15 protein-coding genes are annotated in these 17,846 nt (G+C 75.3%); 8 read left to right on the top strand and 7 right to left on the bottom strand.

Going from position 1 to position 17,846, the window contains the following annotated elements; genetic code table 11:
• Positions 1–62: 62 nt before the first annotated feature.
• Positions 63–803 carry a GH12 family glycosyl hydrolase domain-containing protein gene (locus tag C8D89_RS14730; RefSeq protein ID WP_243418111.1) on the top strand — a complete coding sequence of 247 codons (741 nt, stop codon included), beginning with the start codon at positions 63–65 and terminating at the stop codon, positions 801–803.
• Positions 804–809: 6 nt separating this feature from the next.
• Here the strand turns inward: C8D89_RS14730 and C8D89_RS14725 are convergent, their stop codons facing one another.
• The 3 genes from C8D89_RS14725 to C8D89_RS14715 all read right to left on the bottom strand — a co-directional run bounded on the left by C8D89_RS14725 (position 810) and on the right by C8D89_RS14715 (position 4,861).
• The gene (locus C8D89_RS14725; protein WP_116708888.1) at positions 810–1,172 is read right to left on the bottom strand and encodes a hypothetical protein; all 363 of its coding nucleotides are present in this window, start codon (positions 1,170–1,172) and stop codon (positions 810–812) included.
• A gap of 77 nt (positions 1,173–1,249) precedes the next feature.
• Positions 1,250–4,351 carry an ATP-binding protein gene (locus C8D89_RS14720; protein WP_116708887.1) on the bottom strand — a complete coding sequence of 1,034 codons (3,102 nt, stop codon included), beginning with the start codon at positions 4,349–4,351 and terminating at the stop codon, positions 1,250–1,252.
• A gap of 132 nt (positions 4,352–4,483) precedes the next feature.
• A complete protein-coding gene (locus tag C8D89_RS14715; protein WP_116709094.1) occupies positions 4,484–4,861 on the bottom strand; it encodes an RNA-binding S4 domain-containing protein in 378 nt (125 codons plus the stop codon).
• A 68-nt stretch (positions 4,862–4,929) separates the two neighbouring features.
• Between C8D89_RS14715 and C8D89_RS14710 the strand changes: the two genes are divergently transcribed.
• From C8D89_RS14710 to C8D89_RS14695, 4 genes are all read left to right on the top strand, one after another.
• Entirely contained in the window at positions 4,930–5,775 is an 846-nt protein-coding gene (locus C8D89_RS14710; protein WP_165825712.1) for an LLM class F420-dependent oxidoreductase, read from the top strand.
• Entirely contained in the window at positions 5,775–6,194 is a 420-nt protein-coding gene (locus C8D89_RS14705; protein WP_116708886.1) for a TIGR03668 family PPOX class F420-dependent oxidoreductase, read from the top strand. The genes C8D89_RS14710 and C8D89_RS14705 overlap by 1 nt, the downstream gene beginning before the upstream one ends.
• A gap of 155 nt (positions 6,195–6,349) precedes the next feature.
• Positions 6,350–7,339: a magnesium transporter gene (locus C8D89_RS14700; protein ID WP_243418110.1), complete on the top strand. Its 990-nt coding sequence runs from the start codon at positions 6,350–6,352 to the stop codon at positions 7,337–7,339.
• A 78-nt stretch (positions 7,340–7,417) separates the two neighbouring features.
• Positions 7,418–7,867 (top strand): pyridoxamine 5'-phosphate oxidase family protein, encoded by a 450-nt coding sequence (locus C8D89_RS14695; RefSeq protein WP_116708885.1) that lies wholly within the window; start codon positions 7,418–7,420, stop codon positions 7,865–7,867.
• Positions 7,868–7,876: 9 nt separating this feature from the next.
• Here the strand turns inward: C8D89_RS14695 and C8D89_RS14690 are convergent, their stop codons facing one another.
• From C8D89_RS14690 to C8D89_RS14675, 4 genes are all read right to left on the bottom strand, one after another.
• Complete coding sequence (locus C8D89_RS14690; RefSeq protein ID WP_116708884.1) at positions 7,877–8,800, bottom strand: alpha/beta hydrolase; 924 nt, start codon at positions 8,798–8,800, stop codon at positions 7,877–7,879.
• A gap of 274 nt (positions 8,801–9,074) precedes the next feature.
• Positions 9,075–9,752, bottom strand: a complete 678-nt coding sequence (locus C8D89_RS14685; RefSeq protein WP_116709091.1) for an MBL fold metallo-hydrolase — start codon at positions 9,750–9,752, stop codon at positions 9,075–9,077.
• A 20-nt stretch (positions 9,753–9,772) separates the two neighbouring features.
• A complete protein-coding gene (locus tag C8D89_RS14680) occupies positions 9,773–9,994 on the bottom strand; it encodes a hypothetical protein (protein ID WP_133251915.1) in 222 nt (73 codons plus the stop codon).
• Between the two features lie 26 nt (positions 9,995–10,020).
• Complete coding sequence (locus C8D89_RS14675) at positions 10,021–10,593, bottom strand: TIGR03086 family metal-binding protein (RefSeq protein WP_116708882.1); 573 nt, start codon at positions 10,591–10,593, stop codon at positions 10,021–10,023.
• Between the two features lie 52 nt (positions 10,594–10,645).
• Between C8D89_RS14675 and C8D89_RS14670 the strand changes: the two genes are divergently transcribed.
• The 3 genes from C8D89_RS14670 (at position 10,646) to C8D89_RS14660 (ending at position 17,843) form a co-directional block, all read left to right on the top strand.
• Positions 10,646–11,473, top strand: a complete 828-nt coding sequence (locus tag C8D89_RS14670; RefSeq protein ID WP_243418109.1) for an AraC family transcriptional regulator — start codon at positions 10,646–10,648, stop codon at positions 11,471–11,473.
• A gap of 175 nt (positions 11,474–11,648) precedes the next feature.
• Complete coding sequence (gene uvrA, locus C8D89_RS14665) at positions 11,649–14,549, top strand: excinuclease ABC subunit UvrA (RefSeq protein ID WP_116709089.1); 2,901 nt, start codon at positions 11,649–11,651, stop codon at positions 14,547–14,549.
• Between the two features lie 144 nt (positions 14,550–14,693).
• Entirely contained in the window at positions 14,694–17,843 is a 3,150-nt protein-coding gene (locus tag C8D89_RS14660) for an ATP-binding protein (protein ID WP_116708881.1), read from the top strand.
• Positions 17,844–17,846: the final 3 nt, after the last annotated feature.

Below are 17,846 nucleotides of genomic sequence, written 5' to 3'. Positions count from 1 at the left end.
GCCGAACGGTCGAGTAGCGAGGATGAAGGCAGATGAACGGTCGACGTCGGGCGACGAGCGGGATGATCGTGGCAATCGTCGCCGTGCTCGCGGTCCTGCTGGGTGGCAGTCCCGCGCTGGGGACGACGCCCCGCGTCGAGGGCACCCGCGTGTGCGGCAAGACCGAGTCCACCCCGGTGGCGGGCGGACGCTACGAGGTGCAGAACAACGTCTGGGGCGCGGACACCCGCCAGTGCATCACCGCCTTCGACGTCGGCTTCGTCGTGGACCCCGCCGAGCACCACAAGACCGACGAGCCCGCCGCGTACCCCTCGATGGTCTGGGGCTGCAACTACGGCAACTGCACCCGGGACACCCCGTTCCCCAAGCGCATCACCGAGCTCGCCGGCCTGCGCTCCTCGTGGGCGGTCTCCGTCCCGCCCACCGGCGACTACAACGTCGCCTACGACCTCTGGATGGACCCGACCCCGCGCCGCAACGGACGCCCGACCGGCCTCGAGCTGATGATCTGGCTGAAGAACACGCCCCGCGTGCAGCCCATCGGGTCGAAGAAGGCGGAGGTGACGATCGGCGGGACGACGTGGGACGTGTGGCTCGGGGCGATCGACCTGCCGACGATCACCTACGTGCGCCAGCAGCCCACCCTGGAGGTCACCGACCTGCCGCTGGACCGGTTCGTCGCCGACGCGCAGGACCGCGGGCTGGCGAAGCCGGAGTGGTACATGACGAGCGTGCAGGCCGGCTTCGAGCCCTGGATCGGCGGCTCGGGCCTGACGACACGCTCGTTCTCGGCGACGTTGTAGGCCTCCTCAGCCCTGGCCGCGGATGTGGTCGAGCACCGCCGTGAACTCGTCGGTGGGCGAGAAGTCGACGTACTCGCTGTCCTCCAGCGCCACCGGGACGTGGCCGGGCCCCCAGTAGAAGCCCTGCCCGCCGGTGTAGACCTGGTCGCCGGCGGCGGTGCGCATCTTCACCCGCCCGCGCAGCAGGTAGCCCCAGTGCGGGCAGGGGCAGCGGTCGTCGGGCTGGCCCTTCAGCGCCGGCCCGAGATCGGCGCCCTCCGGCAGGCGGATGAACGAGATCGACATCCCGCCGCCGATCTCCTGGACGCGCACCTCGACGCCGTCGCCCTCGATGACCACCGGGACGTCCTGCTGGGTCACTGCGTACATCGTCGTTCCTCTCGTCGTCCGGGTCCGTCGCCCCGGCCGCGGGAGACGCTCCTCCGCCGCCGTTCCCGGAACGTTCCTCAGGCGCGGCGGGCGGCGGCGTCGCACCGGTCGGCGTCGAGCGGGTGCCCCGCGGTGCGGAAGCGGGCGGCCGCCGCGGCGAAGTGCCGGCTCGCCGCGGCGAGGTCGCCGGCGGCCCGCTCCCGGTGCCCGCGGACCTCGTCGAGCGCGGCGTACCAGCCCGGCAGGCGCATGAGGATCGTCGTCAGCGCCTCCACCGTGCCCCGGTAGCCGTCGGCGCGCTCGATGTCGCCCGCCCCGGCCGCGGCGATCGCCGCCGGGACGGCCAGTGCGATCCGGCAGCCCGGGCACGTCTCGCGGGCCCCCTGCACGGCGGACTCGGCCTCGTCGAGCGCGACGAGGGCGGTCGCCGCGTCGGGCGCGGCCGCGATGCGCGTGCCGTAGATCCGGTCGAGCAGGTGGAACCCGATGCTCGACTCCCGGGCCACCGTCAGCGCCTCGTCGAGCAGGACCTCCGCCCGCCCGCGGTCGCCGCGGTACAGCGCGGCCTCCGCGCGGCGTTGCAGCGCGACCGCGGCGCCCGCCGTGGCCCCGATCTCGCGGTGGCGCCGCTCGCCCACGACCAGATCGTCCTCGGCCTCGTCCAGACGGCCGGTCAGCAGCTTCGCCTCCCCGCGGAACGTCGCGGCGAACGCCCGCCCCCGCGCCGCGCCGAGCCGCTCGGCCTCCGCCTCGAGGGCGTCGGCGAAGGCGATCAGCTCGGGGTAGGGACGGCCGCCGTAGAGGAGCCGTTCGACCACGCACAGCTGGCCGTCGAAGACCGTGATCGCCAGCTGCGGCAACGCGTACGTCTCCCGCAGGCCCGCGAGGACGGTGGCGGGCAGGTCGCCCCTGGCGTGGGCGGCCGCGGCCTCGGCCCAGGAGGCGATCACGACGGCCGCCGGGTCGCCCGACGCGACCGCCAGCCGGCGCGTCTCCACGGCCTTCGCGACGCCAAGCTCCGGGTCCGTGCGCCCCATCGCCGCGGCGCCGCACAACGCGAGGGCGTGGGCGAGCCGGCCGTCGAGCGAATCGGCCTGCACCCCGTCGAGCGCGTCGAGCGCCTCCTGGGGACGGCCCGCACGCACGCTGGCGAGCGCCTGACGGGCGCGCACGTCATGCCACGCCGGACCCTCGGTCACGCGAGCGGCGGCGGCGAAGGCGGCCGGCGCGCGGTCGTCGCCCAGCGCCTCCAGCGCCTCGGCGCGCAGGAACAGCGCCCGGCCGTGGCGCGGGTCGTGCGCGAGCAGGCGGTCGAGGTGGCCCAGGGCGTCCCGGTAGGCGCCGAGATCCACAGCCCGCTGCCCGGCCGTGAGCAGGAACGGGACGGCCTCGTCGGGTCGTCCGCCGGCCAGCCAGTGCTCGGCGACCGCGGCCGGCCGCCCGTCCACCGTGGCGAGCGCGCGGGCGATCTCCCGGTGCCGTCCGACGCGCCGGTGCGGGGGAACGCGTTCGACCAGGGCCTGCCGCACGAGGTCGTGCCGGAACCGGTACCGGGCGCCGTCGACGACGAGCACATCGGCGTCGAGCGCGGCGTCGAGCAGGACGCCCGCCCGTGACTCGGGCAGCTCCGCGACGGCGACGGCTTCCGCCGGCCCGAGGTCGTCACCGGCCACGGCGAGCCGCTCCACCAGGTCCAGCGCGTCGGCGTCGAGGTCGACGAACCGCTCGGCGACGGCCTGCCACGCGCTGCCCGCCGGTCGCCGGGCGAGCTCGTGCAGGAAGAACGGATTGCCGCCCGCCCGGTCCACGACCGCGTCGACGTCGACCGTCCCGCGCGCAGCCGTCCGCACCAGGAGGCCGGCGTCCTCGCGGTCGAGCGGCGCGAGGTCCACGGTCAGCGCCGTCCCGGCGCGGACCAGGCGCGCCACCCCGCGCTCGAGCGCCTCCGGTGCGGGTCCCGGGCGGTGGGCGAGGACGACGAGCACGTCGCCCGCCGCGTCGCCGGCGAGGTGCAGCAGCACGTCGAGCGTGGCGTCGTCGGCCCGGTGCGCGTCGTCGATCACCACCAGCGCCGGGGTGCCGTCGGTGTCCAGCACCCGTCGTAGGGCGCCGATCACCTGGTGACGGGTCAGCCCGCCCTCGAGCGGTGGCGCCGGGGCGGCCAGCGCGGTGAGCTCGGCGAGCACCGACCGTGTCCGCTCCGGCAGGCGGTCGAGCAGGTCTCGTTCGCGGGCCAGGACGCGCTCGACCACGGCCACGAGTGGGCTGTAGGGCGCGCTGCGGCCGACCGCGGTCACCGCGGTGACCGTCCAGCCCCGCTCGCGCGCCGTCGCCGCGACCCGCCGGCACACCGCCGTCTTGCCGAGCCCGGCGGTGCCGCGCACGACCAGCGCGCCCACCTCTCCGCGCGACGCGCCGTCCAGGGCGGCCTCGGCCCGCGCGCGCTCCAGGGCACGCCCGACGAGCTCGGGCTCGGCGGGGCGCAGGCCGGCGACGCACTCGTCGTGGAGCGCCTCGGACTCGTGTGCGGGCAGCACGCCGAGCTCGCGCTCGAGGACGCTGCGCAGGCGGCCGTACCACCGGAGGGCCGAGGCCCGGTCACCCCGGTCGAGCGCCGCGCGCATCAACCCCTGGTACGCGGACTCGTCGGTGGGGTCGTCGGCGACGAGCCGCTCCCAGCGGCCGCACCCGCGCAGCAGCTCCCGGTGGCGCAGCCGGAGCGCGGTGCGCCGGTCCTGGGTCCACTCCGCGTAGAGCGCGCCCGGCAGGAGGTCCCCGGCGTAGAGGTCGGCGGCGGCGGCGCACCGCTCCGCGTCGGCGCCGCGCAGGGCCGCCTCCGCGACGTGCTCGAACCGCGCGACGTCGGTCTCCACCGGGGTGTCCGGGAACAGCGCGGCGACCCCGCCACGCAGCACGACCGCGTCCGGCGCCCCCAGGGCCCGCCGCGCGTGGTGGGCGGCCTTGCGCAGGTTGGCCGCTCCCGCCGCGGCGTCCAGGTGCGGCCACAGCGCCTCGAGCACCTGGTCCCGCAGGAGGCGGTGGCGATCTCCGGCGAGCGCGAGGAGCTCGACGAGCTCGGCAGCCCGGCGCGGCCAGGCGTCGAGCGCCACCTCTACGCCCCGCCACCGGATCCGGGCGCCACCGAGCAGCTCGACCCGCACGGACTCGTACGGCCGCATGGGTGCTCACCTCCGCGCCACGGGTCGTCGTCCCCGGGCGTGGTCGTCCTCTCGGGCCTCTGACCTACTCCTTCCGCCACGGCGGCACCAGGGTGTGACCGCAGCGCTCACCCGTCCGGCCCGTCCCGGCGGTCAGGTTTCGCCGGCGTGCTCCCGCAGCGCGTCGATCATCCGCCGGTCCCGCTTCGTCGGGCGTCCCGTGCCGCGGTCGCGCACCGCGACCGGCGCGGGGCGCTCCTCGGGCGGCGGGGGCGGCGGGGTGTGGTCGACGTAGCAGATCACGGCCACGGGCGCGCCGACCCGCTTCTCGATGACCCGCGTGACCTCGACCGTCCGCGGGATCTCGTAGACCCGGGTGCGCACGGTGTCGCCCGGCCTCACGGGCGTGGCGGGCTTCGCCGGGGTGTCGTTGACGCGCACGTGCCCGCCCCGGCAGGCCGCGGCCGCGTCGGCGCGGGTCTTGGTCAGCCGCACCGCCCACAGCCAGCGGTCGACGCGCACGCTCTCCATGGCCGACTCCATCGCGGCCCAGTGTGCCCCGAGCATGGGAGTCCCGGCCGCGGGATAACCGTCGCGACGTGGACCACGGCATCATGATGTTCCCGACGGACTACGCCATCGACCCGGCCGAGCTGGCCAAGGAGGTGGAGGACCGGGGCTTCGACTCGCTCTGGTTCCCCGAGCACAGCCACATCCCGACGAAGCGGGAGTCGCCCTACCCGGGCGGCGGCGAGCTGCCGCGGATGTACGTCCACACCTACGACCCGTTCGTCGCCCTCACCGCCGCGGCCGCCGCAACGACGACGTTGAAGGTCGCCACCGGCATCTGCCTGGTCATCCAGCGCGACACCATCCACACCGCCAAGGAGGTCGCGAGCCTCGACCGGCTCTCCGGCGGGCGCTTCCTGTTCGGCGTCGGCGGCGGCTGGAACCGCGAGGAGATGGCCGACCACGGGACGGATCCGAGGACGCGCATGCGGAAGATGGCCGAGCAGGTCACGGCGATGAAGGCGCTCTGGACGCAGGAGGAGGCCGAGTTCCACGGCGAGTTCGTCGACTTCGAGCGCAGCTGGGCCTGGCCCAAGCCGCTCCAGGAGCCGCACCCGCCGGTCTACGTCGGCGGCATGGGCCCGGGTGTCGAGGACCGCATCCTCGACTTCGGCGACGCCTGGCTGCCCCAGCGTGTGGGGCCGGACAACCTCGACGAGTTCGCGCAGCGCGCGGACGCCCTGCAGCAGCGGGCCGCCGACGCCGGCCGCGACCGCATCCCGATGTCGCTGTTCGGCGCCGAGACCTCGCCCGAGGCCCTCGACGGCTACCGCCGCGTCGGCCTCGAGCGCGCGATCTACGGGGTCAGCTCGGCCGAACGGGACACCGTCCTGAAGGAGCTCGACGACCTGGCGAAGCTCGTCGGCCAGGGCTGATGCCCACCCTCGACGCCGACGACGCGCGCGGCCGGTTCGCGGCGGCGCGCGTCGCGCGTCTGGCCACGGTGTCGGGCGACGGGCAGCCCCACGTCGTGCCCGTGGTCTTCGCCGTCGACGAGGACACCGTGCTCATCGCCGTCGACGCCAAGCCCAAGCGACACCGCGGGCTGAAGCGCCTGCGCAACATCGGCGAGAACCCGGCCGTCTCGCTCCTGGTCGACTCCTACAGCGACGACTGGAGCGCGCTGTGGTGGGTGCGCGCCGACGGCACCGCGACGGTCAGCGACGCCGAGCCCCTGCTCGCGCGGGCGCGTGACGCCCTCGGCGCCCGCTACCCCCAGCACCGCGAGCAGCCGCCCGAGGGCCCGGCGATCGTCGTGGAGGTCGCCCGCTGGACGGGGTGGTCGGCGAGCTGATCCCCGGTGTGCGCGCGGCGCCGGGGTCCGGGCGGGAGCCGATCGGCCCTGGGACGGCGCCCGCCGGGTCGTGACGATGGGGCGACCCGTGTGAGAGGAGTCGCCATGCCCGAGCGCGCCGGCGGGAGCGTGCCGACGCCACCCGGAGCACCGACGTGAGCACGACCGCGGTGGACCCCGTCGGCGAGGCCGCGACGAGGACGGCCGCCACGCACGCCTCGGTGGCCGTTCCGGTCGCCGCCCCGCACGACAGCTGCCGACGGATCCTCGACGAGATGCGGGGGCGCACGTTCGAGTGCGCGGCCGCCGTGGCGATCTGCGCCGCGGACGGGACGCTGGTCGGGATGGCCACCATGGAGCGGCTGCTGGCGGCTGCCGGGGACACGCCGGTCCGCGACGTCATGGACCCCGAGCCGCCGACGGTCACCCCGGCGACCGACCAGGAGGAGGCCGCCTGGCGGGCGGTGCGCCGGGGGGAGTCCGCGCTCGGCATGGTGGACGGGACCGGACGGTTCCTGGGCCTCATCCCGCCGGACCGGCTGCTGGCGGTGCTGCTGGCGGAGCACGACGAGGACGTCGCCCGCCTCGGCGGGTTCCTGGGCTCGTCCGCTGTCGCCCGGTCCGCGGCCACGGAGAGCGTCTGGCGTCGGCTGTGGCACCGGCTGCCGTGGCTGCTCGTCGGTCTCGGGGGCGCGCTGCTGGCCGCGGCGATCGTCGGGGCGTTCGAGCACCAGCTCCGGACACAGGTCCTCATCGCCTTCTTCGTGCCCGGCGTCGTCTACCTCGCGGGCGCCGTGGGCGCCCAGACGGTGACACTGGCGATCCGGGGGCTCGCCGCAGGCGTCGGCATCGGCCGCATCGCGTTCCGCGAGGCGGTCACCGGGCCGTTGCTCGGGGTGATGTTCGCCCTCGTCACCTTCCCCCTCATCACGGTGCTGTGGGACGAGCCCCGGGTGGCCGCAGCGGTGGCGGTGGCCCTGCTGGTCGCGTCGTCGATCGCGACCGTGCTCGCGCTGGCCCTGCCGTGGACGCTGGACCGCCTCGGTCTCGACCCCGCTTTCGGCTCGGGGCCCCTCGCCACGGTGATCCAGGACCTGCTCTCGATCGTCATCTACTTCCTCGCCGCGACCGCCCTCGTGACCTGATCCGACGGGCCCACCGGCCCTGCCGTCGTCGCCGCGGGTGCGGTGTCGTCGCTCCGGGCCGGACGGGAGGAGAACCCCATGATGGGTACGGACGACGACGGGCTGGAGGTCCTCGACGCCGCCTCGTGCCGGGACCTGTTGCGCACGGTCCCGGTGGGACGACTGGCCTGGGCCGGTCCGGACGGGCGTGTCGAGATCCGGCTGCTCAACGTCGGCCTCGACGGGGACGAGCTCGTCTTCCGCGTGGCCGACGGCTCCGTGCTGGACGCCGTGCGGACCGGGTGCCCGCTCACGTTCGAGGCCGACCGGATCGAGGCCGCCCTGCGCACGGGGTGGACCGTCGTGGTCGTCGGGCACGGCATCGAGGACGCCGCGGGAGCCGTGGCGGGACGGGTGACGCCATGGGCCCGCGGAGACCGACCCTGGGCCGTGCGGTTGCGGCCCGAGCGGATCACCGGTCGCCGCGTACGGCTCGCTCCCGGTGGGGTCACCGTCGTGGACCTGCCCGCGGAGGAGGTGGAGCCGTGACGAAGCGGATCACCCGACCTTGCCGACGCCCAGGTGCTCGACGAACCAGTCGCGCGCGGCGCCGGAGCTGACCTCGAAGCCCGGTCCGGTGTAGGCGTCGAAGTGCCCGCCGGGGGCGATGACCAGTCTCTTCGGGTGCAACGCGCGTTCGTACGCGTCGGTCGCGGCCTCGGTCGCGACGAGCCGGTCGCGTGCCGCGACCACCATCTGCACCGGCGTGGGTGCGACGAGCGGGAGGTACACGCCCGCCTCGTAGCCCTGGAAGAGCTCGATCGAGCGCAGCGTCACCTCGTTGCGCCAGGACGGTGCCCGATCGCGCTGGGTGCGGGTGAAGAACTCGTACGAATCCGGGGTCGGCAGGGCAGCGGGTGCCGTCGGGTCCTCGGTGATGACCGGCATCATCGCGGGCTCGCCGCCGCGGGCCCGCTCGAGACGGTCGGCCGCGAACGCCTCCCACGTCGGGTCCCACTGGTCGATGCGCACGAGCGACTCGAACGACCGGCGTCCCGAGACCAGCGGCGCCTGCCCCGACACCGCCTTGACCCGTCGGTCGATCGCGCCGACCACGTACGCGTGGGCACCCGAGTAGCTCGATCCCCAGACACCGATCCGGTCGGCGTCGACGTCGTCACGGCCCTGCGCATAGGTGATGGCGTGCTGATAGTCGCGGACCTGGGCCCAGGGGTCGATCTCCTGGCGCGGCGTGCCCGGTGCGGCGTCGGAGGCGCCGAGGCCGCGGTTGTCGTAGACCACGCACGCCAACCCGGCCGCGGCGAACACCTCGGCGTAGTCGTCGAGGTGCTGTTCCTTCACCGCGGAGAAGCCGTGCGCCATGACGATGCAGGGGTGGCTGCCGGACCCGGCGTCGTCCGGCGCGTAGAACCACCCGCGCAGCGTGACGCCTTCGGCGTCGAACTCGATGTCCTCGCGCATGCACGCCTCCTGTCGTCGACCGTGACGACCCGAGCCTGCTCCGCGGAGTCCGGCGTGGGTACCGCCGCGGACGCCGACCCGGTCACGGTCGGGACACGGTCCTGGGGTCCTCCCCTCGGTGGAGCCGGGGTCGACCGAGCGGACGCGGCGGTGACCGCCCCCCCGACGGGACCGGCGACGGGTCACGGTCACCACCGGAGCAAGATCTGGTTTCGTGGCGCGAACGCTCCGCTGAGCGCAACGCTCGCGCCACGATCCCGGATCTTGCTCGCGCTCACCAGCCGCGTTCGCGCCACTCACCGAGCTTCGGGCGCTCGGTGCCGAGCGTCGTGTCGTCACCGTGGCCCGGGTAGACGTGGGTGTCGTCGTCGAGCCGACCGAAGACCTTGGCCTCGAGGTCGTCCATCAGCGACCCGAACTCCGCGGGCCCGGCGGTCTTGCCCGGGCCGCCGGGGAAGAGCGAGTCGCCCGTGAACAGGTGCCCGTGCCCGGCCGGATCGCGGTAGAGCAGGGCGATCGAGCCCGGCGTGTGCCCGTCGAGATGGATGATCTCGACCTGCGAGCCCCCGAAGCGCACGGTGTCGCCGTCGCCGACCGTCCGGTCCGGGGCGACGGGCAGCTCGGGCGCGTCGGCCTCGCCCGCGTACGTCCTCGGCGAGAGCGCGCCGACGACGTCCTCGAGCGACTGGACGTGGTCCCAGTGCTTGTGCGTGGTGGCCAGGGACCGGACGTGGTCGCGGGAGGCCACCGTGTCGACGGTGTCGAGCAGCCGCTCGGTCTCGTTGGCGGCGTCGATGAGCAGCGCCTCGCCGGACCCGCGGTCCACGAGGACGTAGGCGTTGTTGTCCATCGGCCCGACCGACACTTTGGTGATCGAGACGTCCTGCAGGTCGCGCCGGGCGGCGGGGCCGCCGGGCTCGACGTGGCCGGTGTAGTCGTCGAGGAGGTCCACGCACGGCAGGGTAGTGGCGGTCACGGCTTCGCGGGCCGGTATCCCGCCCGTCGCAGGGCGTCCGGGCTCAGGACCTCACCGCAGTGCTCGCACCGCGGCACCTCGCCGGAGGCGACGACCACGGCGAGGTGGCCGCCCCGTGTGGCGCCGCACTCCGCCCGGCGCCGGTCCGCGTCCCCATCTCCGCTCCAGGTGGTCCGGGACCGCAGCCGCGCCAGATCCGCCGGATCGACCTCGTTCATGGCGACCATGGTGCCCGGCGCGGGGGTCAGGGCGTCCAGAGCGGATCCCGGCCGGCGAGGGCGACGACGCGGTCGAGCAGCGGCGCATCGGTCGGGACGTGGACCGCGGGCCCGAACGCGCCCATGCTCCGGCCGAGCGGGGTCAGCTGGGTCAGCGACGCGTGCACCTCCTCCAGCAGTGCCTCGTCCCACTGCACCGGGCGTCGGAGCGCGGCGGCGAGGTCCCAGGCGTGCAGGACGAGCTCGTCCAGGGCCATCGTGCCGACGACGGCGCCGGGCAGGTCCGAGCCCGCCATAGACGTGGTGCCCGCCCACGAGGCCGGATCGCTCCACACCGCGACGAGGTCCTTGCGTGCGGCGCCGAGCGCTCTCGGCCAGTCGCCCTCGGCCTTCGGCGCGCCGGGCTCGGGCGGGGCGCCGCGGCCCGCGCCGGCGAGCACGGGGGTCCAGGTCATCATGTGCTCGACGAGGTCGCGCACGGTCCAGCCCGCGCACGGGACGCGGGCGTCGAGGTGGTCGGCGGCCGCGGCGACGAGCTCGGCGTGCGGTGCGGCGGCGGGGGCGACGAGGTGCGGGCGGGGCGTGAAGTCTCCGAACACGGCACGGGACGCTAGTGACGTCGGACGGGCCGGTCATGGAGGAACGCGACAGGTGGGCGGGCGGGATCCCCGCGAGCTCGGCGGGCACTGGCGTACGGCGCAGCGGATCGCCGTGCACGAGCCGGACGCCGCGCTCACGCCGTGGGTGGAGCGGCTGTGGGCCGCGTCGTGGGACTACGCGGACCCCTACCGCCAGAAGATCGTCCCGCTGCCGCAGGTCCACGTGACGGTGGTGACGAGGGGCGCCGGGGGCGCCGATGCGGGAGCGAGGGACGCCCTCGCTGCGCGGGAGGCAGCCGGGGACGCCCTCGCACCGCGGGTGGTCGGGCCGGCGAGCCGGCACGTCATCCGTGAGCTGGCCGGACGCGGCGCCGTGGTGGGCGCGGCCTTCCGCCCCGGGGTGTTCCGCGCGGTGGCGGGGCAGCCGGTGAGCGCGCTGGTCGACCGCGCGCTCGACGCCGCCGCCGTGCCGGGCCTCGCGGGGGAGCCGGGGTGGGGCGGGAGCCTGTCCGGCTGGCTGCGCGCGCACCTGCCCGAGGCCGGCCCCGGCCGTGCCGCGCGGGAGGCCGGTGACCTCGTCGCCCGGGTGGCCGCCGACCCGACCATCGCCCGGGTCGAGCGCCTCGCCGCCGCGGCGGGCCTGGGCGTCCGGACGCTGCAACGCCTGTTCGCCGAGCACGTCGGGCTCGGGCCGAAGTGGGTGATCCGGCGGTACCGGCTGCAGGAGGTCGTGGCGCGGCTGGAGGTCGGGGGACCGGTCGACTGGGCGGACCTCGCCGCGACGTTGGGCTACGCCGACCAGGCGCACCTGTCCCGCGACTTCGCCGATCTCTTCGGCGAACCGCCCACCTGGTACGCCCGCCGCTACCCGCCGGCCTGAGCCGGGTGGACGGGCGTGCTCGTCGTCCCGCGGCCCCCGTCCGACGCCCGGATCCCGGCCCGGAGGCCCGTTGTCGGGGGGCGCTCCTAGCATGGAGTGGACCGGGGGAAGAGACATCCGACGTCGCGTGTTCCCACCCCGGCGCGTCACGCCGGAGAGCCTGGAGGCCCTGCACGTGGTCGATCGTCTCGTCGTCAAGGGCGCCCGTGAGCACAACCTCACGGGCGTCGATCTCGACCTGCCGCGGGAGAGCCTGGTCGTCTTCACGGGGCTGTCGGGCTCGGGCAAGTCGAGCCTGGCGTTCGACACCATCTTCGCCGAGGGCCAGCGCCGCTACGTCGAGTCGCTGTCGGCGTACGCGCGCCAGTTCCTGGGCCAGATGGACAAGCCCGACGTCGACTTCATCGAGGGCCTCTCCCCGGCGGTGTCGATCGACCAGAAGTCCACGAGCCGCAACCCGCGGTCGACGGTCGGCACCATCACCGAGGTCTACGACTACCTGCGGCTCCTCTTCGCCCGCGCCGGGACGCCGCACTGCCCCACGTGCGGCGAGGTGATCTCCAAGCAGACGCCGCAGCAGATCGTCGACCAGGTGCTCGCCATGGAGCAGGGTCGGCGCTTCCAGGTGCTCGCGCCGGTCATCCGCGGCCGCAAGGGCGAGTACGTCGACCTGTTCAGCCAGCTCCAGGGCCAGGGCTACTCGCGGGTGCTCGTCGACGGCACGGTGTATCCGCTCTCCGAGCCGCCCACGCTGAAGAAGCAGGAGAAGCACGACATCGCGGTCGTGGTCGACCGCTTGTCGGTCAAGGCCAGCGCCAAGCAGCGGCTCACCGACTCGGTCGAGACCGCGCTGCGCCTCGCCGAGGGCGTGGTCGTGCTCGACTTCGTCGACCTCCCCGAGGACGACCCGCACCGCGAGCAGCGCTTCTCCGAGCGGATGGCGTGTCCGAACGGCCACCAGCTCCAGGTCGACGACCTCGAGCCCCGCGCCTTCTCCTTCAACGCGCCCTACGGCGCGTGCCCCACGTGCACGGGTCTGGGGATCAAGAAGGAGGTCGACCCGGAGCTGCTCGTCCCCGACGACGAGCTCTCGCTGGCCGACGGTGCGATCGCCCCGTGGGCCACGGGCCAGTCCGCCGAGTACTTCACCCGCCTGCTCACCGCGCTGTCCGAGCAGGTCGGCTTCCGTATGGACACGCCGTGGCGCAAGTTGCCGGCGCGGGTGCAGAAGGCGGTGCTGCACGGCTCCGACGAGCAGGTGCACGTGCGCTACCGCAACCGCTACGGCCGCGAGCGCTCGTACTACGCCTCGTTCGAGGGCGTCGTGCCGTTCCTCGAGCGACGGCTCGACCAGGCCGAGTCCGACAGCGCCCGCGAGCGCTACGAGGGCTACATGCGCGACGTGCCCTGCCCGGTCTGCGGTGGCACGCGGCTCAAGCCCGAGATCCTCGCGGTCACCCTGCGCCACGAGACGCTGGGCGACCGCTCGATCGCCGAGCTCACGGCGCTCTCGGTGGCCGACTGCGCCGAGTTCATGAAGGGACTGGTGCTCGGCGAGCGCGAGCAGGTCATCGCCGGCGCCGTGCTCAAGGAGATCGACGCCCGGCTCGGCTTCCTGCTCGACGTCGGTCTCGACTACCTCTCGCTGGCCCGGGCCGCGGCGACGCTCTCCGGCGGCGAGGCCCAGCGCATCCGCCTGGCCACGCAGATCGGGTCGGGCCTGGTCGGCGTGCTCTACGTGCTCGACGAGCCGTCGATCGGGCTGCACCAGCGCGACAACCGCCGCCTGATCGACACGCTGTCCCGCCTGCGCGACCTCGGCAACACCCTGATCGTCGTCGAGCACGACGAGGACACCGTGCGCGCCTCGGACTGGGTGGTCGACATCGGCCCGGGCGCCGGCGAGCACGGTGGGCGCGTCGTCTACTCGGGCCCCGTCGAGGGGCTCGAGCAGAGCGCCGAGTCGCTCACCGGGGCGTACCTGTCGGGGCGCGAACAGATCCCGGTCCCGGAGATCCGCCGCCCGATCGACAAGAAGCGCCAGCTGTCGGTGGTCGGTGCCCGCGAGCACAACCTGCACGACGTCGACGTCTCGTTCCCGCTCGGCTGCCTGGTGTCGATCACCGGGGTCTCGGGGTCGGGCAAGTCGACGCTGGTCAACGACATCCTCGCGACGGTGCTGGCCAACAAGCTCAACGGCGCGCGCCAGGTCCCCGGGCGGCACACCCGTGTCACCGGGCTCGACCACCTCGACAAGCTCGTGCGGGTCGACCAGTCGCCGATCGGCCGCACCCCCCGGTCCAACCCGGCCACCTACACCGGCGTGTGGGACCACATGCGCAAGCTGTTCGCCGCCACCAACGAGGCGAAGGTGCGCGGCTACGGGCCCGGGCGGTTCTCGTTCAACGTCAAGGGCGGGCGCTGCGAGGCGTGCGCCGGCGACGGCACTATCAAGATCGAGATGAACTTCCTGCCCGACGTCTACGTCCCCTGCGAGGTGTGCCGGGGAGCGCGGTACAACCGCGAGACCCTCGAGGTGCACTACAAGGGCAAGAACGTGGCCGAGGTCCTCGACATGCCGATCGAGGAGGCCGCCGAGTTCTTCAAGCCGATCGGCGCGATCCACCGCCACCTGCAGACGCTCACCGAGGTCGGCCTGGGCTACGTCCGGCTCGGCCAGCCGGCGCCGACCCTGTCGGGCGGCGAGGCGCAGCGCGTCAAGCTGGCCGCCGAGCTGCAGAAGCGTTCGATGGGCCGGACGATCTACATCCTCGACGAGCCCACCACGGGGCTGCACTTCGAGGACATCCGCAAGCTCCTCGGCGTCATCAACGGCCTGGTCGACAAGGGCAACACGGTGCTCGTCATCGAGCACAACCTCGATGTCATCAAGGTGTCCGACTGGGTCGTCGACATGGGGCCCGAGGGCGGCAACGGCGGCGGCACCGTCGTCGCGCAGGGCACGCCGGAGCAGGTCGCGGCGGTCGAGGGCAGCTACACGGGACAGTTCCTGGCGAACCTGGTCGCGCCGGAGGTGGCACCGGCACGCCGCGCGCGGGCGAGGAAGGCGGGCTGACCATCGCGGCGACGGTCGGTGACCCTCCGGGCGCGCCGCGTCGCTGACGATCCGCCGGCTCGCGAGGTTCTCCCTCCGTCCCCTTGTCCCGTCACGCACCGTCATGGGACAACCGGTCCGAGGACGCGTGGAGGAGACGGCGAGATGGGCGTGACGGTCCGCGTCGTGGGCGGCCTCGCCGTCCACGACGGCGCGGACGTCGCGTGCCCGGGGGCCCCGATCGCGCTGCCCGGTCGGAAGGCCCGCCGCCTGCTCGCCATGCTCGTCGCCGCGCGCGGCCGGTCGGTGTCGGCGACCGCCGCCGTCGCCGAGCTCTGGGGCGCCCGACCGCCCCGGCGACCCGAGGACAACGTCGCCGTCCTCGTGAGCCGGCTGCGTGCCGGGCTCGGGGCCGACGCGGTCGTCGGGGGCCGCGACGGCTACCGGTTGGGCGGCGAGCCCGCCGTCCGGGTCGACCTCGACCTCGTCGTGCGCCACGCCGCTGACGTCCGCGAGGCGACGACGGCCGGTGATCCCGCGCGCGCCCTGCGTGCCGCCGAGGCCGGGCTCGACCTCCTCGCGCGCGGGGAGGCACTGGAGGGGGAGGCCGACGCGGACTGGGTGGGGGCGCTCCGGGCGGAGGCCGAGGACCTGCGACGGGCGCTGCGCCACGGGCTCGCGGAGGCCGCGCTCGCCGTCGGTGATCCGCCGCGGGCGGTCGCGGCGGCGTCCTCGGCGGCCGCCGCCGACCCGCTCGACGACACCGCGCACCGCCTGCTCATGTCCGCCCACCACGCGGCCGGCCAGCCCGCCCGCGCGCTCCGGGCCTACGAACGCCTCCGCGCGACGCTGGCCGAGGAGCTCGGCGTCGACCCGGCCCCCGAGACCCGCGAGCGCCACCTGGCGATCCTGCGGGGTCGGGCGCCCGCCGCGCCGGGCCCACGGCCGACCGTCGGGCCGCCCGTCGACCGGCGCGGCGCCGCGACCACGGCACGTCCGGACGTCGTCGGCCGTGACGATGAGCTCGCGCGGCTCGTGGCCGCGTGGTCCGACTGCCGCGCACGCGGTGCGGCCCTGTGGCTGCTCGTCGGCGAGGCCGGCATCGGCAAGACCACGCTCGCGGAGACGGTCGCCGAGGTCGCCGCGGGCGACGGCGCCACCGTGCTCCGCGCCCGCGCGCACGCCACGGAGCGGTCCCTGTTCCTGCAGCCCGTCCTCGACGCGCTGATCCCCTCGCTGCGCGCGTGCCCGGCCGAGGAGCTGTGCGTGCTGGCCGGCCAGCACGCCCCGGTCCTGGCCGGGCTAGTCCCCGAGCTCGCCAGGGCGTGGGGAACCCGGGTCGCGGAGGTCGAGGGGGACGTGTTCCGCGGGCGCGCGTTCGCGGCGCTGCGCGGCCTGCTCGAGGCGATGGCCACCCGCCGGCCCGTGCTGTTCGTGATCGACGACCTTCACGAGGCCGGCACGGCCACCACCGAGTTCCTGCACTACGCCGCCCGCCGCCTCGGTCGGGCCCCCGTGCTGCTCCTCGCCGCCGTGCGCGACGGCGAGGGCGACGCGGCCCTCGTCGCCCTCGACGACGTGGCGCGGCGGCTGCCGTTGGGCCCCCTCGGCCCCGAGGCCGTGGCGCTGCTCGCCGCCCGCGCGGGCGTGCCCCGGCACGCCGAGGACGTCGTCCGCCGCACCCGCGGCCACCCCCTCTCCGTCACCGAGTCCCTCCGCGCCCTCGCCGCCGGGGAGGACGGCGTCCCGGGCTCGCTGCAGGAGGCGGTGGTCTCGCGGCTGCGACACCTGCGCGATGCGGTCGCCGACGCCCTCCGGGCGGCCGCCGTCCTCGGCTCCGCGCCCTCCCCGGAGATCGTCGCCGCGATGCTCGACCTCCCGACGGTCGAGGTGCTGCACCGTTTCGAGCGCGCGACGGCCGCGCACGTCCTGCGGCGCACCGAGACCCGGTACGAGTTCGCCAACGACCTCGTCCGCGAGATCGTCTACGCGTCGACGTCCGGCCCGGTCCGTGCGGCCCACCACGGCGTCGCGGCCGACCTGCTCGCCGGCCGGCCCGAGGCGCTGGCCGGGCACGCCGCCGAGATCGGCGACCTGGCCCGTGCGGCACGCGCGTGGCTGGTGGCCGGCCAGCGTGCCCTCGGCCGGGGTGCGGCCGGCGACGCGCTCGCCGTCCTCGACACCGCCCTCGAGGCGGCGGCCGAGGTCGACGATCCCGTCCTGCACGGTCGGGTCCACCTCGTCCGCTCGCACGCGCTCGACGCCCTCGCCGACGCGACGGCGACCGAGGCGGGGGTGAGCGCGGCGATCGCCGCGATGCGGGACGTCCCGGACGCCGATCCGTCTCCGGCCGCGCCCCTCGGCGGCCGCGTCACCGCCGGGCTCGACGGTGCCCGGCGCGTCGCCGAGGCCCGGATCGACCGCTCCGCGGAAGCCGAGACCTGCGGGTGGCGTGCGGTGGCGGCCAGCAATCGCCTGCGCTTCACCGAGGCCCTGGCCTGGGGACGCCGCGCCGTCACCGCCGCGCGGGAGACCGGGGACGACGGCGCGCTGCTCGCGGCCCTGGACGGCCTGAAGACCCCGCTCGCCTACACCGGGGACGTCGGGGCCCTCGGGCGGGTCCTCGCCGAGCTCGCCCCGTTGGCCCGCCGCCGCGGCGAGCGCCAGATCCTCTTCTGGACGATCTTCGAGTCCGCGCTCCCGGTGCTCGCCGCGGGCGACGCCGCCGCGGCCGCGGCGAGGGTCCGGGAGGCGCGCGAGGTGTGCCGTGGCGGTGGACTCGAGGGGTTCGAGCCGTGGTTCGGGGCCCACCTGGCGCTCATGGCCCGGGTGGACGGTCGCCTCGACGAGGCCGTCGACCTGGCGCGCTCCGCCGTGGCCACCGACGAGCGGCACCCGTGGTGGTGGCCGACCGCCGCCTCCCAGCTGGGGACGGCGCTGCTCGCGCGGGCCGACCCGCACGACGTCGCCGAGGCCGTGGAGGTCCTCGGCGAGGGCCTCGCGCTCGCCGAGCAGGGCGGGACCGAGGCCTACGTCCTGCGCTGCCTCGCGCCGCTGGCGCAGGCCACGCGCGACGACGTGCTCCTCGAGCGGGCCGAGCGGCTCGTGGCGGCGATCGACGCACCGCCCCGGAGCGCCTGGTTCGGCGGGGCGGACGCCTACCTGGCGGTGGCCCGGGCGCACGTCGCCCGTGGGGACCGGCATCGAGCCCGCTCCGTGGTGCGCCCGCTCGCCGTCGCTGCCGGGCACCACGGGTGGGTCCTGTGGCGCTCAGCCGACGCGGTGGTGGACGAGGCCCTCGCCGCGTCCCGCTGAGCG

Origin of the sequence: Actinomycetospora cinnamomea, assembly GCF_003096675.1 — a bacterium.
GTDB classification, from domain to species: Bacteria; Actinomycetota; Actinomycetes; order Mycobacteriales; family Pseudonocardiaceae; genus Actinomycetospora; species Actinomycetospora cinnamomea.
This window is presented reverse-complemented; position numbering and strand designations above follow the sequence as displayed.

Bases quoted from the DNA above. Each gene is read 5' to 3' on its own strand.
- C8D89_RS14720 (WP_116708887.1), bottom strand. From the start codon at position 4,351: ATGCGGCCGTACGAGTCCGTGCGGGTCGAGCTGCTCGGTGGCGCCCGG.
- C8D89_RS14705 (WP_116708886.1), top strand. From the start codon at position 5,775: ATGCCCACCCTCGACGCCGACGACGCGCGCGGCCGGTTCGCGGCGGCG.
- C8D89_RS14680 (WP_133251915.1), bottom strand. From the start codon at position 9,994: ATGAACGAGGTCGATCCGGCGGATCTGGCGCGGCTGCGGTCCCGGACC.
- C8D89_RS14730 (WP_243418111.1), top strand. From the start codon at position 63: ATGATCGTGGCAATCGTCGCCGTGCTCGCGGTCCTGCTGGGTGGCAGT.
- C8D89_RS14695 (WP_116708885.1), top strand. From the start codon at position 7,418: ATGATGGGTACGGACGACGACGGGCTGGAGGTCCTCGACGCCGCCTCG.
- C8D89_RS14660 (WP_116708881.1), top strand. From the start codon at position 14,694: ATGGGCGTGACGGTCCGCGTCGTGGGCGGCCTCGCCGTCCACGACGGC.
- C8D89_RS14725 (WP_116708888.1), bottom strand. From the start codon at position 1,172: ATGTACGCAGTGACCCAGCAGGACGTCCCGGTGGTCATCGAGGGCGAC.
- C8D89_RS14690 (WP_116708884.1), bottom strand. From the start codon at position 8,800: ATGCGCGAGGACATCGAGTTCGACGCCGAAGGCGTCACGCTGCGCGGG.
- C8D89_RS14715 (WP_116709094.1), bottom strand. From the start codon at position 4,861: ATGGAGAGCGTGCGCGTCGACCGCTGGCTGTGGGCGGTGCGGCTGACC.